Origin of the sequence: Hyella patelloides LEGE 07179 (genome assembly GCF_900659865.1) — a bacterium.
GTDB classification, from domain to species: Bacteria; Cyanobacteriota; Cyanobacteriia; order Cyanobacteriales; family Xenococcaceae; genus Hyella; species Hyella patelloides.
In genome coordinates, this window is record NZ_LR213794.1 from 20810 (window position 1) to 40071 (window position 19262).

A 19262-nucleotide genomic window follows, 5' to 3' on the forward strand; every position below is an offset into this window, starting at 1 on the left:
TATATCCACGCAGTATCAGTTAAACAGTTAACTAAAGTATCTGGTATGTGTCAAAATTTAGCATAGGAAATTTATTGATATTTTAATTACTTTCACTCTAATTAGAGACTTCCTTTAAGTAAACGGTTTACTCGAACTGCTTTCCAAAGATTAGTAAGTGTATAACACACACTATTTAGATAAATACGTCTTCCTATAGCGGGAGAAGTAGAAACTTTTGAATGTCCCATTTCTGCCATCGTTTCACCACAAATATATTCAATATCCTCGATTTGCTGTTGATTTAAAAAATCTCTAAAGTTACCAATACTTTGTGTATTAACTTGATTTTTTGTCCCTCTAAATTGTTCTCCCTTATCACTTAATTTAGGGTCTCTTGCTTCCTGATAAAAGTTAAGCATTTCAGAAATATAATCCGTTTTTTCGTGAAGAAAATCACAGATTTGTTCTAAATTTTCCTTTGGATTAGAAACTAAATCCTGATATCTTAATTTTAAGTAACGCTCATTACCTAAAATTTTTTCTTGCACCGTCATGGTCTTGTATACATATTGCCACTGCCATGCCACAATAATATGAGCAGGGAAAAATTGCCTGAGTGGAATATTTTCAGGTAAAGATTTTTCCATTGAAGTAATAACGTCTCGTGGATCGCGAACGATATTAACAAATTGTGCTTTGGGATACCATTTTTGTAGATGATAAACAAATTGCCAATGTTGAGGCTTCTTATCTCCCCAACGAGCATTTTCTTTGCCTGTAGAAATAGCGCAGGCTTTATATAAACAGGCTAATAAAACTCTATTATCTCCTGGTAGATTTTCTCTTAAAAGCTTCTCAAAATGTTCTTTATTTAAGATTGAACTATAATAGTCGGGTATAGTTTGTAGAATATAATCAATATCTTTAATTTGATGAATTCGGTTACGATATTGTTTAGGAATTTGTTGAAAATACTCCGATTCTTTGGGAATAAAAAGCTCGGGATGTTTATTAAGCATTAAACGCAGCATTGTTGTCCCAGACCTGCTATATCCTATTATAAATACAGGATCTAAGCGAACTTTTTCAGTTGTTTCAATAATCTCTTGTTGATTTCGTATCATAACTTCTCAAATTCCATATTAGTTTATCATAGATTATATTCTATAATTAAGTAAGGTAATAATTGGATAAGCAATTAAGGCAAATTAAAAACCAAACTCTAATTGTAGTGGGTTGTCAATCAAAAAAGGTGTTGTCAAGTTAACTGGTTCTATTGCTAGGATAAACGTATCTAAATTTGAGGAGAGTCAGAAATGATAAGCTGAGTAAAAGAAATAAAATAAACCTAACCAGCAAGAATAAAACTTATACCAAAAAACCTTTCATCGATCGCTTATCGGTTCTTTCTTGGGAACTTTACTTGTATATAAATCGAATTTGATATTTTAAGCCGAGCGACACTAACAGATAAAGATCGCAGATAATCAACTAAAACCAGTTATACTGCTGAGAAATTTCCTTATTTTCACGTAAAATACTATTGCTCACTTTTTAGGAATAATCAAGAATGCGTGTTTTATCCTTGGCAATAGTTTCTTTAACTATAGGTTCTTTAGGAATAGTAAACTCTCCCCACAGTTTGAGTGCAGAAAGTATTGCTCAACTAGACAATTTAGAAAATATTGGTGAAGTTACTACTAGCGTTTTAGATCGCTTGGGTTATGAGTGTGACACAGTAGCAGATGTCGGTCTTGTTTGCAAAAAATGTAGTTCAGAAAATATGTTAACTGAAAAATGTACTGCTTATATTTGTGATGCTGCTACAAAAAAATGTCGTAAGAAAAATGCCACCTTACCCCAACTACCTGATTCCAATTAATAATAAATGAAGATCTATTTACTTCTCGTAAGATAGACTACTCAGCTCAAGGCTAACGAATAATCAACATTAACAAAACCAATTCACATTGGGCATATTAGAATAGAATTGTTGGATTTATGTTAATAGCGATCGCAAATAATAAAGATCTATAATAATGTTTTTTAGTCTCAAAAATTGGTACAAAATTGTAATTTTTGTGCCTTTATTATTTCTCTTAGGAGGAGCAAAATCTTCTGTGGGGAGCAATTCAAGGAATCTCTTTTTAGAAGGAAATATCAGTCTAACTTTAGATAAAGGTATTTGGAAACTACGAAAAGAGCAGCCTGATTATCAAGAAATCACCCTCGATCTGATTTGTCATCAGGGTAAATGTGAATCTGAAATTTGGGGTTTTGCACCTGATTTTAATAAAGATGTCGATCATCAGGGTACAGTTACTGTCACCAAAACAGATAATGCTTGGCAACTAGAGGTAGATTTACAAATACAATCCCATCCAGAGAATCCTGAGTTAATTCCTGCAACTTATAGTATTGAAATTGCAACCTATAGAGATCGTTTCATTGGTAGCTATCAGGGGGAATACCAAGGGCGCACTTTAATTGGTAAGGTGACAGGTAATAAAAGTGATTTACAACTGCGTCCTTTACCAAAACATCAACCCATTAAGGCTAGAGAACATCCCCGCTTGATTTTTCGTGCTGCGGAACTTCCCACACTGAAAGAAAAAGCCCAAACTCGCCACGGAAAAAAAATTATTAACAATCTCAAGCAGACTTTACAAACCGAAGTCTATTACGATGGCTATGTGCCGACAGGGGGTTATCATGCTGCGGGACATTGCTTTGTATCCTTGCTAGAAGACGATCCCCAAGCTGCGGAAACCGCTTGGCAAATGGTAGAAAAATCAATGGCTAATCCTGGTGAGAGATTCTTAGAACATTCTCCAATAGTGGCAGGAGTGGCTTTGGCTTACGATCTTTGCTACTACCAATGGGACGAGAAGCGACAGCAACAAGTAACTGAGTGGTTAGCTTTACAAACCTTTAAGCTGATTGAGGGTGATTCGCCCAAGAATGGGTGGAATAGTTTTGCTTGGAGTAATTGGAATGCCAGGGCGCGAGGTGCTGCGGGTTTAGCAGCTTTAGCTATTTTGGGTGAGCCAGCAGAGTATTATCCGCAAACTGAATTTTTTCAAGAACCAGAAAATGTGGAAAAATTACTTAAAATAGCTGAGCGTAACGTAACTCGTTATTTTGAGCGGGCAATTGGCGATCGCGGATTAGGCACAGAAGGAGATCACTACACCACAGAACCTTGGAGATTAACTATCTTGCCTTTTTTACAAGCCTATCGCAACGTTAAAGGAATGGATATTGCACCGAGTAAAACTCAATGGTTTTTACCCCACTATATTACCCGCTCCGTACCCATAGATAATGAGTTAGCTATCCCTAGTTATGGTAGACATCGTTTAAGTCCTCCTCCTTCTTTGTATGGAATTGGATTGCCTCTGGTGTCAGAAAAGTTTTTACCAGGAGTATTGTGGTTTTTAGAGCGTTATGGACCAGAAACCGAAAATCGCTCTTTAGGAGTCAGTGAAGATTTACCCATTTCCGCAATTTATGGACTACAGGGATACCCTCAAAACCCTCAAATTAAGAATCCAGCAAAACTATGGGATAAAGTTTTAGTAGATCGACAAAAAGGTTTTTATAGCTTTCGTAATCAATGGCGGGATGAAACCGATATTGTTGCCAATATTTATGTCAAACAAGAACTTTTAAGAGCATCTTGGGCATTTCCCGATGCGGGAAGCTTTCGCATTGCAGGTTTGGGACATCAATGGGCGATCGCTGGCAAAAGCCAAGCCCGACCGAAACACGAAAATATTGTAGTTACCGCTCAATCCGATCATCAAGGAGCAAAGCCGATTTACTTTCAATCTAGTGAGGATGGTTCTGGTACTGTTACTCTAAAAAAAGAAAATTGGTTACGCTCTTTTGCTGTGGATTACAGCGAAGCCTCAGATACTCCAGGGCTATTTGCCCTAGTAGATCGTTTTGAAGTCTCAGAAAACGCTGATTTACAGCCTAAAATATGGAAAATGCACGTTACAGGAGAAGTAGCTATCAAAGATGATAGCTTTACTATTACATCCCCTTCAGGAGCAACCATGCAAGGGACATTTATCTCTCCTCAAGGAGTACAACTAACTTATGTAACCAGTGCCGAAGGGAATAAAATTCAAGCTGAAGGGACTAATGATTTCTTTGTCGTGATGACCATACAGCAAGACTCTCCACCTCCAATAACCGTAGAAGGAAATGGCTTAAATGCTAAAGTCATCATCGGAAAACAAATTATTCGTTTCAATGGTAGTAATATAGTCTTGGAAAACTCGCGTATTCCTTAGATCGAGTCCCCGAATGGGGTTTCTCGTCAACAGGGGAGTGAAATAGCACGCTGACTTCGCTCTCGGTTTCGCGACTCGTAAAGACAAGTCCGCGTTCTGAAGGGGTTTCCCAAAAATTTGTGAGCTTGGGCTACGCTACTTTGTAAGGAGTTTGTAGAACCACGCTTTTGAAGGACTTGGAGCAAAACTGCTTTTTGACAAGTTAGTATCAAGAAGCCTTCTCAAGTCCGTGAAGGCGCGAAGTTTCCAAGGGAAGTTTAAGTCTGACGCTTGCTAGATGCGCCTTCGGTTGCCCCCAAATGCGATGGGGATAAACACCCAATATGACGGGTGTAAGCACGAAGATGTGACGGGTATAAACGGATTACAAATTCCGCTTCTTTGGCATCTCTTACGGCGACACAGGGTCTTCCCTCATTTCCTCCCGTCAAAAATCAAAAAATTTTAATATAAGCAAAATAGAATAATATAAACTTGTGTCTTGGATTACATTAAAGACAACTAAAGCTCGCTGGGAGGCGGAACTTATGCAGCAAATCTTAGCATCTCATAGTATTCCCAGCCGTGTAATTGATATCGGGATGGGAATTTACTTCGGACAGGGTAGTCAGTGTGCTTTACAAGTACGAGGTCAAGATCGTTGGACAGCCCTTTTGTTATTAAGTCCTCCAGAAGATAATTAAATAATTAATTCAACTTGATAAAAAAACCATACACTTAAGTATCTCCCAAAATATGTCTTTATTTGATTGGTTTGCCAACCTCCGCAAAAATGAACCCCCTGTGCAAAAACGGCAAGAAAGAGAAATTGCCGATGGACTCTGGACAAAATGCTCAGTATGTTCTGCTGTGGCATATACTAAAGACCTCAAAAACAATCAATTTGTTTGTTTAGAATGCGGACATCATACCAGAGTAAACAGTGATGAAAGAATCGAGCAACTAGTTGATAAAGAGACTTGGCAACCAATAGGAGAAGACATTCGACCCACAGATCCTTTGGCTTTCAGCGATCGCAAATCTTATAGCGATCGTCTAAAAGATTACCAAGCAAAAACAGGCTTAACAGATGCTGTTAAAACAGGCACAGGTTTAATTGAAGGTTTACCCATCGCTTTAGGTGTCATGGATTTCCGCTTTATGGGTGGTAGCATGGGTTCTGTAGTAGGAGAAAAGCTCTGTCGCTTAATTGAAACAGCTACAGATCAAAGCTTTCCTGTAGTAATTATTTGTGCTTCTGGTGGCGCAAGGATGCAAGAAGGAATGCTGAGTTTGATGCAGATGGCAAAAATTTCTGGCGCGCTGCATCGTCATCAAGAACACAAGTTACTTTATATACCCGTACTAACTCATCCCACTACTGGAGGCGTAACAGCAAGCTTTGCCATGTTAGGAGATATTATTTTAGCCGAACCCAAAGCCACTATCGGTTTTGCTGGCAGAAGGGTTATCGAACAAACTTTAAGAGAGAAACTTCCTGAAGACTTTCAAACCTCAGAATATTTATTGCAACATGGCTTTGTAGACGAAATTATCCCCCGTACCCAACTGAAAAAAATCTTGGCACAATTAATTAGTTTGCATCAACCCATCAGTAAGTAGCAAGTGCTTCGTGTAGCAAGTGATTACATTACAAGCGATCAAAAAGAACAACGAGCAACGAGCAATAAGCAATCAACTAACCACTGTACAGACTTGACCCATAAAGTCTCTACCCATATTATCCCGCTTGATATTATCCCATTTATACGAAGATGCGATGGGTACAAGTCCTGCTTAGTTTGGCACGAAGATGGGACGGGACTAACCACTAACAATCAGCAACACCTTGATTTTGAATTGTCATGAACTTTACGCCTCAAAAAACCAAGGATGGTTCTTATACTTTTTTTTCTAATGAATTTAATGAGGCTTTTCATTCTTTTCATGGAGCAAAACAAGAGGCTGAAATCAAGTTTGTTGTTCCTACTAAATTACGCGAAGTTGCTGACAAAAAAGCTCAAATTAAGCTGTTAGATATTTGTTATGGTCTAGGTTATAATTCGGCTGCTGCAATAGAAGCGATTAGGAAAGTTAACCCTCAATGTCAGATTGAGTTGATTGGTTTAGAGATTGCTGCGGATGTTCCTCAAAGTGCGATCGCTCATAATTTATTAATATCATGGCAAGCTCCAATTCCCCAATTATTAACCACTCTTGCCCAGAATTTTCAGGTTAATCATGATTTACTTCAAGCCCAATTAATATTAGGAGATGCCAGACAAACTATCCAAAAACTTTGTCAGCAAAAATGGCAAGCAGACGCAATTTTTCTCGATCCTTTCTCCCCTCCCAAATGCCCTCAATTATGGACAGTCGAATTTATAGCTAAAGTCGCCCAATGTCTGAAGCCTACAGGAAGATTAGCAACTTATTCTTGTGCTGCTGCGGTGCGTACTGCTCTAAGTATGGCTGGCTTGAAATACGGCTCTACTCCAGGTGTGGGGCGAAAATCTCCTGGTACAGTAGCTAGTTTTAGCGATCGCGATTTGCTTCCTCTTTCTCTCCAAGAAAAAGAGCATCTTCAAACTCGCGCAGCAATACCATATCAAGATATTTACCTAAGTAGTTCTGCGGAGAAAATTCGAGAACAACGACAACAAAAACAAATACAAAGTAACTTAAAATCGACGAGCCAATGGAAAAAACGCTGGCAAAAATTATGGCAATCTGAGACGGGATCTGTAGAAAATTGATTTTTTTGAATCAAGTAAATAGACTATAGACTATAGACTATAGGTTATTACCGATCTCCCATAAATCCAAAATTTAATCCCAAATACTTTTGTCTAGTCAACTTTGTTATAAGTAACTAATTAAACAAGTAGATTCACTGTACCGATCGGAAAGAAAATCAACTGCTTGAGTAATCAAAAATCGAGTAATGTCCGTAAAATAGCGGATTTCAATTTTCCAGAAAAATATAATAATGAAAGCAGTACCAATATTAAAGTTCCAGATAAACTTAATATTTCAAGTATATGAAAGGCATTCTTTATATAATTAGGATTGTAGGTATACTTCTTTCGTTATAAAAACTGGAAATCTCAATGCAATTCTCGGTGCGCCCATAATTTATTTATTAGATTCCCAGTAAAAGTAATGACAGAACAACTATCCAACCTTTTTTTGCCCCATAATACTCACAACTCTTCCTCCATTGTGAATAATCCAGAGCTTAATCCTGCCAAAATTCTCGTTGTTGACGATCGTCCTCTGAGTCGTATGACTGCGGTTGATTTGCTTTCATTAGATGGTTATGAAGTTTTAGAGGCAAACGGCGATCTCCAAATTCTTGAATCAATCATTGAGCAAAAACCCGATCTGCTATTGCTAGATATCATGTTGCAAGAAACCAATGGTTTTGAACTTTGTAAGCAAATAAAACAAGATAATCGTACTAGAGATTTACCAATTATTTTGACCGCCGTAGAAGCTTGTCGAGAATACCGTATTAAAGTAGCAGAGGTTGGTGCAGACGATTTATTAACCAAACCTTTTGATCGCTTTGAATTGTCTAGTAGGGTTAAAAATCTGATCAATCAGAAACGCCTGAATGATGGGTTAGATCAAACAGAACAAGTTTTATTTTCCATCGCTAAAGCAGTAGAAAATCGTGCCTCAGATCGGGGTGGCTCTTGTGCTAGAGTAGCCGATTTAGTAAGGATGTTTGGAGAATATTTAGAACTATCCCTAGAAGATATTGAAAATCTAGTATTTGCTTCTCATCTCCACGATATAGGTACTATTGCCATTCCTGATTCTATAATGCTCAAGGAAAGTGAATTAACCGCAGAAGAACGAGAATTAATTAGACAGCACGTTTTGATTGGGGAAAAAATTTGTCAGCCTTTACGCAACCGTAAAGGAGTTTTACCCATTATTCGCCACCATCACGAACGTTGGGATGGTACAGGTTATCCTGATGGCTTATCTGCCACACAAATTCCTTATTTAGCCCAAATATTCCAAATTATCGATATTTATGACGCTTTAGCTAGCGATCGCCCTCACAAAAAAGCTTATACTCCTGATGAAGCTCTCAAGATTATTGCCGAGGAAACCGCTAAAGGATGGCGCAATCCTGAGTTAATAATAGCTTTTACTAGCTTTATTCATGCCATTAACAACTCTCAGCTTACCCAACCAGCCATCAACAACAATTAAAAGACGCTATAAAAGTAATAAAAAGATTAAACACACAGAGATTGATACGGAAACGCGAAGAAAAATTTTTTCCAATGTTAGAAGCTATATTCTAAATTGTGCAATACAGATTAGAAGTTCTTAACTTTTTGTTGGTCTACCAATTGCGATAAGTCTATCAGACAAGCTATACTCCAAGCGGATTGAATTATATCTGGAAAGCAATGGTAGCAGTAGCAGTCTTAGCAGCAGGTAAAGGAACTCGCATGAAGTCCCATCTTCCCAAAGTATTACATTCGTTGGGAGGTAAAACCTTAGTGGAACGAGTACTAGATAGTTGTCATTTACTGCAACCAGAAAAACAGTTAGTGATTATCGGCTATCAAGGGGAAAAAGTCGAACAAGCTCTATCTCATCGTCAAGGAATAGAATTTGTTGAACAAACAGAGCAGTTAGGTACAGGTCATGCAGTACAACAGTTAATGACGGCTTTAGACGACTATGAAGGGGATTTATTGGTAATTAACGGTGATGCACCTCTATTACGTCCAGAAACGTTACAACAGCTAGTTACAAATCATCAGCAGAGTCAAAGTGCAGCTACTCTTTTAACTGCATTATTACCCAATCCCCAAGGTTATGGTCGCATTTTTTGTAATGAAGACCTGACTATTAAACAGATAATAGAAGACAGAGATTGCAATATTGAGCAGAAGCTAAATAATCGGGTTAATGCTGGTATTTATTGTTTCAATTGGCAAAAGTTAGCTGAAGCACTCCCAAAACTCTCCACCAATAACGATCAACAAGAATATTACCTCACCGAAGTAGTAAATTACTTAGATCGCGTCAGTGCTTTTGATGTGGAAGATTATCAAGAAATCAACGGCATTAACGATCGCTTACAACTGTCTAATGCCTATAATATTTTACAGCGCAGAATCAAAGAAGACTGGATGAAAGCAGGAATTATGATGCTCAATCCAGATACGATTACTATCGATGAGACTGTCACTTTAGCACCAGATGTCACAATCGAACCCCAAACCCATTTGCGGGGTAATACTACTATTGCTCAAGGAAGTCGTATTGGCCCTGGTAGCTTAATAGAAAATAGTACTATTGATGAAAATGTAACAGTTTTATATTCAGTGGTTAGTGACTCTGAAGTAGCAGCTAATACTACTATAGGTCCTTACGCCCATTTACGAGGAGCAGCCAAAATTGCTACTGGTTGTCGTATTGGTAACTTTGTGGAGATCAAAAAAAGCAGCCTCGGAGAAAAAACCAATGTTGCTCATCTCTCTTATCTTGGTGACGCTACTTTAGAAGATCGGGTTAATGTGGGTGCAGGAACAATTACCGCCAATTATGATGGAGTAAAAAAACATCAGACAACTATCGGTAGCGGTACAAAAACAGGCTCTAATAGTGTTATGGTTGCCCCTGTTACCCTTGGTAAAAATGTTACTGTAGCTGCTGGTTCGGTGGTCACTAAAGATGTTCCTGATAATTGTTTAGTAATTGCTCGCTCTCGACAAAAAGAAATTGCTGATTGGCAAACACCTAATAAGTAAAGGATAAATTATGAAGGATGGCGGTCAGACCCCCTAAAGGACTTCCTTCGGTCGCGCTAGTGTTGACGGGACTAACAAAAATCAAATTCTCCAGACTAAAAAGGCTTCTAAAGATTCTATATCTAAAGGTTGAGCAAGTAAATCTCCTTGTCCATAATTACAGCCTACGGATTTAAGATCGACTAATTGTTCTTGGGTTTCAATGTCTTTTGCTGTAACAGTTATCTTGTTTTCGTGGGCTAAATTAATTATTTTTGCGATCGCACTTAAGGAATTTTCGGCTTCATTTTGATTTGTAATTTGACTTGTTAAAGAGCCATCGATCTTAAAATTATTAAAAGGCAACCTACTAGCATTTTTTATGGTTTCATAAGGCAAATTAGAACAGTCTAAATTTAATTTTATTTCTAATTCTGATAGTTGTTGAATTAAAGAAATAATTTGCTGATTATCTAGAGTTGCACGATCTCCAGCAATATCCAAATGTAGATGCTTTGCTGCTAATTGAGTATTTTCTAAAATCTGAGAAATTTGAGAAGCTAATTGAGGTTGCAATAGTTCTTTTTCGGTAAATTGCATTGCTAGAAAAAAGTTTTGTTGTGTCTCATGCTGTTGCTGTAATTCTTTGATTTCTAACGAAGCATAATCTAAAACAAAGTTATTGATATGAATACTTAATTTTGATTCATCTATATCTTCAAACAAATTTGTTAATACAATCAGCTTTTTGTAATTAATTTGTCGATCTTGAAAAACTTCTAAGCCCTTAATTTTAAAATCATTATTTTCTTTCAAAGAAAAAATTGGTTGATATTTTAAAACAAATTTTCCTCTATTTAATGATTCTTCAAAGTGAGCTTTAAGCTGTTTTATTTCTGGAGCTAAGCCTAGTAAAGACTTAATATTTTTATTTTGGTATTTTTTGAGAGATGAAGATTCTTGAAGAAAAAAATAATAATTACTATTTTTATTTTTACGAGCTTGATGAACCGCAATTTCAGCATTACGTAAAACATCGTAAGCTGCGGAATAGTTGCCATCACTTGTGACAATACCAATACTACATTTAATGCTTAATTGTTGTTGTTTCTTGTTTTTAGCAAAATTTGCTGAGGTGATTGTAAAAGGCTCATTGAATTGTTTTTGGATTACCTTTACCAAATCAATAATCTCTTGTTTATTGTCCGTATTTTGCTTTAAAATAATTGCAAATTCGTTAGCTTCAAAACGACTTAAAATAGCAGAGTTAGGCAAACATTTTTGTAGGCGATTAGAAATTATTGTTAATAATTGATTGATACCTAAATGATCTAAACGACATTTAATTTCGGAAAAGCGATCGCTTTCAATCAAAATAACAGCAAATTTTTGAGTGGGCTGTTTACGGTACTGTAGTAATAAATGTTTGAGTTTACCTAAAAAAGAATTTCGATTGGGTAAGCCCGTTACAGAATCATGAAGAGCTAATTTTAATAATTTTTCTTGAGTGTGTTTGCGTTGTTTTATTTCTAACTGTAATTTTTTATTTGTAGCTTCTAATTTAGCAGTTCTTTCAGTTACTTTTGCTTCCAATTGTTTATTGAGTAACTTGATTGTATCTTGTGATTTTTTAATTGCAAGTTGATTATGTACTCTAATCAATACTTCCTGTAACTGAAAAGGTTTAGTAATATAGTCTATTCCTCCAGCTTGGAAAGCTCTAACTTTATCTAAAGCACCATCCAAAGCACTCAAAAAAATAACAGGAATATCTTTAGTGTTTTCTTCTACTTTTAACTGCTGACAAACTTCATAGCCATTCATCTCAGGCATCTGAATATCTAGTAAAATAAGTTCTGCCCATTGGGATCGGGCTATTTTTAAGGCAATTTTGCCACTGGTAACACAACGCACTTCATAATTTTGTTCTTCAAATATCGTAGAAAGTAATTCTAAATTGTGGGGACTATCATCAACAACGAGGATTTTTGCTTGTTCCACGGGAAAACAGTTTTAGCTCTAGAGAGATTAGACACAGCAAGTCATGTAAATTAAAGTACCCAAAAAACACATTAAATTAACATCTTAGGGATGAAATCAGAAATTGTGATAGCAGAAATAGCAGGTAGCAAGCAGTAAGTAGATATTAATCATCTAACTATCAATAATGAGCAACGAACCATATTATCAGGCTTGACGGGACTAAACACCGTCACGTCTTTACCCACTAATCACTAACTAATTTCTTGTCTTTAAACTAGATATAGTACAAGGATGAAAATAAATTTAATGGATAATTGGGCAACCAATACAGCAGAAGCTAAATTAATTCAAGAACAACTCAAAGATCGAGTTATTACGCAAGATGAATTGAAAACAGTGCAATATGTAGCAGGGGTTGATGTCGGTTTTCAAGACAACTATCAAATTACCCAAGCTGCGGTAGCTGTTTTAAGTTTTCCTCAGTTAGAATTAGTCGAAAAAGCGATCTCTCAAATACCCACAACATTCCCTTACATTCCTGGCTATCTGTCTTTTAGAGAAATTCCCGCCATATTAGAAGCACTTAAACAACTAAAAATTACTCCTGATTTAATTCTCTGTGATGGTCAAGGTTTAGCGCACCCTCGCAGGTTTGGTTTAGCCTGTCATTTAGGTGTTTTACTAAATTTACCCACTATTGGCGTAGCTAAGTCTTTGTTTATTGGTGAACACGAAGAATTACCATCAGAAAAAGGTAGTTGGCAACCTCTAATAGATAAAGATGAAACTGTCGGTTTAGTCTTACGCTCTCGTACTAATGTCAGACCGATTTATGTTTCTATCGGACACAAAATTAGTTTGCCAACAGCCAAAGATTATGTAATGAAATGTTTAACCAAGTATCGACTACCAGAAACTACTCGCTGGGCAGATAAGCTAGCATCTGATAAATAGTTAGTGGTTAATGGTTAATGTTTAGTCCCGTCAAGTCCCAAACTAAATGGGACTTGTACCCATCGCATTGGGGTATAAACGTGATGATATGGTTCGTTGCTCGTTGCTTGTTGCTCTTTGTTGATGGTTAAAGAGACTCCGCCATTCCCATCTCTTGGATAAATAAAACTACAGAGCTTCCTCTGACTTAGTTAATATCTACTTACTGTTTGCTACTTGTTGATTGTCATTTATTATTCCTCAAACTCTCTCCGCTTCCCTTGCTCCCTCTACTCTTTCTTTTTTCTCTTCTCTTTTCATTTAAACATTTAAAAAATTATGATTAAAATCTTCCTAACTATCGGTTCAATCTTTGGTGCTTTATCTGTGGCTTTTGGTGCATTTGCCAGTCACGCACTGCAAAATAAATTAACTCCCAAGGCTTTAGATATTTGGGAAACGGGTACTAAATATCAGATGTATCACGCCTTAGCTCTCGTTTTGGTAGCTTTATTAATAACTCGTTTAGAAACAATATCTACTCTTTTAAACGTGGCTGGCTTTGCCTTTATAACAGGAATTGCTTTATTTTCAGGTAGTTTATACGCTCTAAGTCTAAGTGGTATTAAATGGCTGGGTGCAATTACTCCTTTGGGGGGAGTCGCTTTTTTACTTGGGTGGAGTTGTTTAGTAGTTACTGCTTGGGGAATTAAATAAATCAGAAGTCACGCCCGTCACCGAGTCAGAGTCACCGAGTCAACAGAACCCAGAACAATAAAATAAGCACCTAAGCACGATTATTGAAACATTTACTCTTTATAGACATGGTCAAATTCCCTGATTTTTATCTACAACTGTGGAGTGTATCTTGGTCGCACTTCGATTGAAGATTATAAATTAGTTGGTTCAACTTGATTGAGGTAATTTATACAAGTTCAGCTATAGATTTGAATTGGCATTCTTGAAATTAAAGCAAATCTGTGACGAATTTTCCAGCTTTTAAATTCATCAATCGACTTCCCATTCAGCAATACCGAAATCAGAAACACAACCAACGCTTATCGATCACACAATTGCTGCCGAGCTATCACTTGCAAAATCTATCCCAGAAGGAACAAAGCTATCTGCTGCATCTAAATCAACTTCATAGCCAATATCTCCCAAAGAGGCTGCCGTAACTCGGCTTAGTGGCAGACTACCATCTAAAAAGCCTGTCATCAACTCTTCGCCAAACACTGATTCTCGCCAATGTCCATCCCTAGTTCCTGGCCCGCCCGTATTTTCTACAGGAACTGATGATTCATTGACTCCAAATATACGATTATATTCCGCTGTTGCTTCTGCACCTGTAAACCGAGGATTTGCACCACCCGCACCTACTAATAAACCAGAACGAGACCATAGTGTGCCAATGCCGAGAACATGACCCATCTCGTGCAAAATTGTCTCATCAAGATTACCATTTGCCTCAAGACTATTCACGTCTGCCGAATCAAACTACATTACCCCCCTGTAAGGCAATGAAGAACCGAACCGCCGAATTGCTGTAGGTCCTGCTTGTCCAAGTATACCGCCATTCCCATCGATAAAAGGGGCACTAGCATCAATTAATAAATCGTCTATTTGTCCTACATCAGGTAAATCTTCGACAATAATTTCACTCCAACGTTCTGCTGCATCGGCAAAAACTGCTTGCTGAGAAACAGTTAAATTTCCGTCGGTAAAGTTGACTTCAATATTAAACTCTGACATTTGTATTTTTTTGATTTCTACACTTCAAAATTCAAACAATTAAAAATCTTAATTCTACTAAGACTGAATTTTATAGAAATTCTCAACAGCGTGGTTAGATATGCTCTTAAACTCAGAGCATCTCCCACGCTCAAAAGTAACTGAATACTGAGTGTAGTAGTAAAATACAACCCGATGTCAGGAGTTTTCAGAATTGAGATCGGCTTTTGGTTGACACTTTCGCGATCGCCGAATTACTTTAACTAGCTTTCTCTTATTTGGCAAAGCTAAATTGCGATCGCCTTTTTTTAGCATAGTCAAATCGGAAGAGCCAAAATTATCAGAAATGTTATTTTACTTAATAGATATATTTAAAAAAATATAATTTTTGTATCTAATACAAGCAACTTTTCATAAAATAGAATTTTAAGTATTAAACAACACCAAGATTTTTTTGATTTTATGTCATGTAATTTTTTACTATATAACGATAGTTATATATTTATCATCAGAAGATTTTTGTTGAATTTTACTGTACAAAAATGAAGTAAAGAATGAAATAATAGAAGATAAATACTTTAATAATTGGATGAGGCTAATTATTATTGAGTAGCTAAAATTGTACTAAATAGGATGATAAAGTATGTTGGAAGATGGAATAAATAATTCAGATCATGTAAATAATAACAATAATGATAATGAAATGGCTTCAAATTCTAGCGAGGAACATAATTCAGAATCAAATCTTAAATTAAAAGTCAAGAAAAACAAAAATCAGAAAAAAAAGAAAAAACCCAACAAAAAGAAAAAACTTAGTAAGAAAAAGTACGAAAAAGAACTAGCTAAGTTACAGATTGAGCTAATTAAATTGCAAGAATGGATTAAGCACCAAGGTTTAAAAGTTGCAATTATTTTTGAAGGAAGAGATGCTGCGGGTAAAGGAGGTGCAATTAAACGCATTAGTGAATGCCTTAATCCTCGTATTTGTCGAGTTGTTGCTTTGGGAACTCCAAGCGATCGCCAAAAAACTCAATGGTATTTCCAGAGATATGTGGCACATCTTCCCGCAGCAGGAGAGATGATGTTATTCGATCGCAGTTGGTACAATCGTGCTGGTGTCGAGAAAGTGATGGGCTTTTGTACCTACGAACAATACAATGAGTTTTTACATTCTTGTCCGCAGTTTGAATTTATGATTCAGCGATCGGGAATTATTTTAATTAAATATTGGTTCTCTGTCAGCGATGATGAACAAGAACGGCGTTTCCAAGCACGAATTGACGATCCTACTAAGCGATGGAAATTAAGTCCTATGGATTTAGAATCGCGAGTTCGCTGGATGGACTATTCTAAAGCTAAAGATGATATGTTTGCTGCCACTGACATCCCTGAATCCCCTTGGCACGTAGTTGATGCAGATGATAAAAAACGGGCGCGTCTCAACTGTATTAAACATCTTTTGAGCATTATTCCTTATGAAGATTTAACTCCCGAACCCATCAATTTACCCCCCAGACAAACGAATATTGAGTACGAACGTCCTCCTATTGAGATACAGAATTTTGTCCCTAGAGTGTACTAAAGTCAGTTATTACCCGATCGGTTAAATTAATAATGAATTTTTGCTCTTTCACTATTAATTGAACTAATTGAACACGAAATGTTCTGAGGAAACCTCAGAACATTTCGATCGCATTAAGGGTTTAAAACTTCTCCTGCATCGTTAATATTTACGCCATCTGACCTGACTATTGAAGTACTATTCTACTATTTTTGTTGATAACGGTATATTGTTCAATTTTTGATTAATTAAATATGCTAATTAATTTGAGTTAAATCCAAATAATTGTAGATTATAGATTGTAATTTTCTGAAGTAAAAGCTAATAGTCAACAGACAAAGCTATTGGTAATAGTCCCTGTAATATGGGATGATGATTCATTGAGGGATAGTGAATAACACTAAAACTATTATTACTACTCAAGTTTAATTTAGTTTGAAAAAGTTTTTCTGCAATACTTTCTAATAAAGATTCTTCGGCAACAATTAAACCTGTAATTAAATTAGAGGATATTTTACTGGCTAATTCTTGTTGTTTTTTTACCATATTATGATGCCAAAAATCGAGAAAATTATGATGATTAATAGAAAGACGTAAAGCTTGAGACAATTGTTGTTTACAGGTATTAGCTAATTTCTGAGAATCATGATTGCGATCGCTGACTACTAAATTAATCGATTCTGGCTCTAAATATTGTTGCAAATGATAATCTTCTTGAACTTTGTTCGATACTAATAGCCAGCGCAAACCTGTTTTTCCTTCTTTGAGTTTTGGTAAATATTCTCCCAAATGATTAGTTACATTGAGCCATTTTAATTCACCCTGTAAACTACCATCATCAGGAAACTCTAAACAGCTAATTCCGCAGTTGGATTGCTGTAAACTTTGATATTTTTCAGAAGATAAACCGATTCCAGTGCTAATTAAAGCGCGATTTGTGCCACCATGAGCCACTATTAAGACTGTTTGACCGCGATGTTTAGTAATAATATCAGTTAATAATAACTTTGCTTGTTGATACAGGTCTTTTAAAGGATAAAACTGCTGTTCTGGATCGTCTTCTGAAGCCAAAGCCAATAGATGGGGGGTTTGTTTCCAGCAAGCATATTCTTGAGAAAAATGTTCTTTGACATAAGCATAGGGTAAACCTTCCCAAGCTCCCATTTTTACTTCTTTTAGTCGGCGATCAATGGTTACGGCTGGTAAATTATTATGGAAGGTTTTTAAGGCTTTAGTAATTTCTTGAGTGGTTTGTTGTACCCGTTTTAATGGACTGCTATAAATAGCATCAAATTGATAATTTTTTAAAGCTAACCCTGTCTGAAAAGCAGCTTTTGAGCCTTTTTCTGTTAATACAGATTTATCACTACTACCTTGATATCTTCCCTGTTCGTTATAAGTGCTACGTCCATGACGGACGAGGATTATTTTGGTGGAGGGTGTGGAATAATTATTCATTGTTTTAATGTTTGGTAGTTAGTCCCGTCCTATCTTCGTCCCAAACTAAACGGGACTTTTACCCATCGCATCTTCGTATAAATGGGATAGTATCAAGCGGGATAATGTGGTTGGTGGTTGGCGGTTAGTAATTAGTTGCTAGCAGTCACTAATAAGGTGTTTACTTATAAGAGATCGCTGGTGAATTTTTGCCGATCGATGATAACTTTCCAATGTAATATTCTTGATACCAGTTGACAAACTTTTCTAACCCCTCAGAGATCGAGGTAACTGGTTGAAAACCCACATCTGCCATCAAATCATCGACATCTGCATAGGTAGTAACCACATCTCCTGGCTGCATGGGTAACATTTTTTTCTGTGCTGCTTTACCCATGATATTTTCGATAGTGGTAATAAATTCTCCTAACTCTACAGGGTTGTTATTACCGATGTTATAAATCTTATAAGGAGGTTGCTGCGATGTACCTTGAGGAATACGGACAATAACTCTCACGATACCTTCGACAATATCATCAATGTAAGTAAAGTCGCGCTGCATTTTGCCATAATTATAGACATCAATGGGTCGATCTTCGGCGATCGCTTTTACAAATTTAAAGTAAGCCATATCTGGTCTTCCCCACTCACCATACACTGTAAAGAAGCGTAAGCCAGTCATCGGAATATCATATAAATGACTGTAAGAATGAGCCATTAATTCGTTAGCTTTTTTGGTCGCTGCATAAAGGGAAACAGGACGATCCACGTTATCGGTAACAGCAAAAGGAACTTTAGTATTAGCACCATATACCGAACTAGAAGAAGCAAATACTAGGTGTTTTACTTGACTATGACGACATCCTTCCAAAATATTGGTAAAGCCTACTAAGTTGCTATCTACATAAGCATGGGGATTTTGTAGCGAATAACGAACTCCCGCTTGGGCTGCTAAATTAACCACGCAATCAAACTGGTTTTGCTCAAATAATTGGCTAACTAAAGAGCGATCGCTGATATCTAAATAATCAAAGGTAAATCTTGTTTGTGGTAGCAGTTGCTCTAAACGAGCTTGTTTAAGAGTAATATCATAGTAATTATTGAGGTTATCAACGCCGTATACTTGATTGCCTTCTGCTAATAATCTTTGTGTCAAGTGATAGCCAATAAAGCCAGCCACCCCAGTAATTAAAATTTTCATATTGTTACTCTTTATTTTTTATAGTATGTTTAATTACTCCTTACGTTATAGATTCGTCGATGCCAATGAAAGAGATATGAAACCTGTGTGAGAAATTTTTCATTTTTGAGGTTTCTTATGGGTGATTACCAAAATTGTTTAGGGTTTTAGAGATCGCTTTTTGGGCAACACTTGAGTAAGAATGATGAACAGTGGATTGTATTTTTCTCTCAATAAAGAACTTAGAACTTACGCATTGACAAAAAATCACTGTCATGGATGCTAAACGGCAAAAGTATCTGTAAGATTACTTAAAATGTATTCGCGAATTACTAAAGTGAATAGATTCCTTTGCAATTGATACCAATTAGAAATTGAGCTATTTGAACGCATTTTTTCCAAACGAATAAATG

17 protein-coding genes and 2 pseudogenes are annotated in these 19262 nt (G+C 36.5%); 10 read left to right on the forward strand and 9 right to left on the reverse strand.

What is annotated here, in order from left to right; genetic code table 11:
* Positions 1-101: 101 nt before the first annotated feature.
* Positions 102-1106, reverse strand: coding sequence for a sulfotransferase family protein (locus tag H1P_RS07085; protein WP_144865518.1), 1005 nt, complete (start codon positions 1104-1106; stop codon positions 102-104).
* Positions 1107-1552: 446 nt separating this feature from the next.
* Between H1P_RS07085 and H1P_RS07090 the strand changes: the two genes are divergently transcribed.
* Together H1P_RS07090 and H1P_RS07095 are read left to right on the forward strand one after the other, a co-directional pair.
* On the forward strand, positions 1553-1864 hold the full coding sequence (locus tag H1P_RS07090) for a hypothetical protein (RefSeq protein ID WP_144865520.1): 312 nt from the start codon (positions 1553-1555) through the stop codon (positions 1862-1864).
* Positions 1865-2063: 199 nt separating this feature from the next.
* Complete coding sequence (locus tag H1P_RS07095) at positions 2064-4283, forward strand: hypothetical protein (protein ID WP_222426969.1); 2220 nt, start codon at positions 2064-2066, stop codon at positions 4281-4283.
* 257 nt (positions 4284-4540) lie between these two features.
* Here H1P_RS07095 and H1P_RS35835 read toward each other — a convergent pair whose 3' ends face one another.
* On the reverse strand, positions 4541-4714 hold the full coding sequence (locus H1P_RS35835) for a hypothetical protein (protein ID WP_186375873.1): 174 nt from the start codon (positions 4712-4714) through the stop codon (positions 4541-4543).
* 45 nt (positions 4715-4759) lie between these two features.
* On the opposite strand from H1P_RS35835, the gene H1P_RS07100 reads away from it, so the two are divergent.
* The 5 genes and pseudogenes from H1P_RS07100 to glmU all read left to right on the forward strand — a co-directional run bounded on the left by H1P_RS07100 (position 4760) and on the right by glmU (position 10045).
* Entirely contained in the window at positions 4760-4966 is a 207-nt protein-coding gene (locus H1P_RS07100) for a putative signal transducing protein (protein WP_144865524.1), read from the forward strand.
* A 52-nt stretch (positions 4967-5018) separates the two neighbouring features.
* Positions 5019-5873: pseudogene (gene accD, locus H1P_RS07105) on the forward strand (acetyl-CoA carboxylase, carboxyltransferase subunit beta); the annotation flags it as partial.
* A 254-nt stretch (positions 5874-6127) separates the two neighbouring features.
* The gene (locus tag H1P_RS07110) at positions 6128-7018 is read left to right on the forward strand and encodes a tRNA (5-methylaminomethyl-2-thiouridine)(34)-methyltransferase MnmD (protein WP_144865528.1); all 891 of its coding nucleotides are present in this window, start codon (positions 6128-6130) and stop codon (positions 7016-7018) included.
* Positions 7019-7424: 406 nt separating this feature from the next.
* Positions 7425-8489, forward strand: a complete 1065-nt coding sequence (locus tag H1P_RS07115; RefSeq protein ID WP_144865530.1) for an HD-GYP domain-containing protein — start codon at positions 7425-7427, stop codon at positions 8487-8489.
* Positions 8490-8692: 203 nt separating this feature from the next.
* The gene (glmU, locus tag H1P_RS07120) at positions 8693-10045 is read left to right on the forward strand and encodes a bifunctional UDP-N-acetylglucosamine diphosphorylase/glucosamine-1-phosphate N-acetyltransferase GlmU (protein WP_144865532.1); all 1353 of its coding nucleotides are present in this window, start codon (positions 8693-8695) and stop codon (positions 10043-10045) included.
* Positions 10046-10126: 81 nt separating this feature from the next.
* Here glmU and H1P_RS07125 read toward each other — a convergent pair whose 3' ends face one another.
* Positions 10127-12025 (reverse strand): EAL domain-containing protein, encoded by a 1899-nt coding sequence (locus tag H1P_RS07125; protein WP_144865534.1) that lies wholly within the window; start codon positions 12023-12025, stop codon positions 10127-10129.
* A 273-nt stretch (positions 12026-12298) separates the two neighbouring features.
* On the opposite strand from H1P_RS07125, the gene nfi reads away from it, so the two are divergent.
* Positions 12299-12961, forward strand: coding sequence for a deoxyribonuclease V (gene nfi, locus H1P_RS07130; protein WP_144865536.1), 663 nt, complete (start codon positions 12299-12301; stop codon positions 12959-12961).
* Between the two features lie 318 nt (positions 12962-13279).
* Positions 13280-13657 carry a DUF423 domain-containing protein gene (locus H1P_RS07135; protein WP_144865538.1) on the forward strand — a complete coding sequence of 126 codons (378 nt, stop codon included), beginning with the start codon at positions 13280-13282 and terminating at the stop codon, positions 13655-13657.
* Between the two features lie 348 nt (positions 13658-14005).
* Here H1P_RS07135 and H1P_RS37270 read toward each other — a convergent pair whose 3' ends face one another.
* The 3 genes from H1P_RS37270 to H1P_RS38825 all read right to left on the reverse strand — a co-directional run bounded on the left by H1P_RS37270 (position 14006) and on the right by H1P_RS38825 (position 14992).
* Positions 14006-14422, reverse strand: coding sequence for a leishmanolysin-related zinc metalloendopeptidase (locus tag H1P_RS37270; protein WP_222426970.1), 417 nt, complete (start codon positions 14420-14422; stop codon positions 14006-14008).
* 15 nt (positions 14423-14437) lie between these two features.
* Complete coding sequence (locus H1P_RS37275) at positions 14438-14692, reverse strand: hypothetical protein (protein WP_222426971.1); 255 nt, start codon at positions 14690-14692, stop codon at positions 14438-14440.
* A 177-nt stretch (positions 14693-14869) separates the two neighbouring features.
* The gene (locus tag H1P_RS38825; protein WP_281291109.1) at positions 14870-14992 is read right to left on the reverse strand and encodes a hypothetical protein; all 123 of its coding nucleotides are present in this window, start codon (positions 14990-14992) and stop codon (positions 14870-14872) included.
* Positions 14993-15374: 382 nt separating this feature from the next.
* Here H1P_RS38825 and ppk2 point away from each other — a divergent pair, with 382 nt between their 5' ends.
* Positions 15375-16253, forward strand: a complete 879-nt coding sequence (ppk2, locus tag H1P_RS07145; RefSeq protein WP_186375874.1) for a polyphosphate kinase 2 — start codon at positions 15375-15377, stop codon at positions 16251-16253.
* A gap of 300 nt (positions 16254-16553) precedes the next feature.
* Here ppk2 and H1P_RS07150 read toward each other — a convergent pair whose 3' ends face one another.
* From H1P_RS07150 to H1P_RS39265, 3 genes and pseudogenes are all read right to left on the reverse strand, one after another.
* Positions 16554-17690 carry a histidine phosphatase family protein gene (locus tag H1P_RS07150; protein WP_144865542.1) on the reverse strand — a complete coding sequence of 379 codons (1137 nt, stop codon included), beginning with the start codon at positions 17688-17690 and terminating at the stop codon, positions 16554-16556.
* A gap of 160 nt (positions 17691-17850) precedes the next feature.
* The gene (locus H1P_RS07155; protein ID WP_144865544.1) at positions 17851-18870 is read right to left on the reverse strand and encodes an NAD-dependent epimerase; all 1020 of its coding nucleotides are present in this window, start codon (positions 18868-18870) and stop codon (positions 17851-17853) included.
* 261 nt (positions 18871-19131) lie between these two features.
* A pseudogene (locus tag H1P_RS39265) lies at positions 19132-19262 on the reverse strand (IS701 family transposase); the annotation flags it as partial.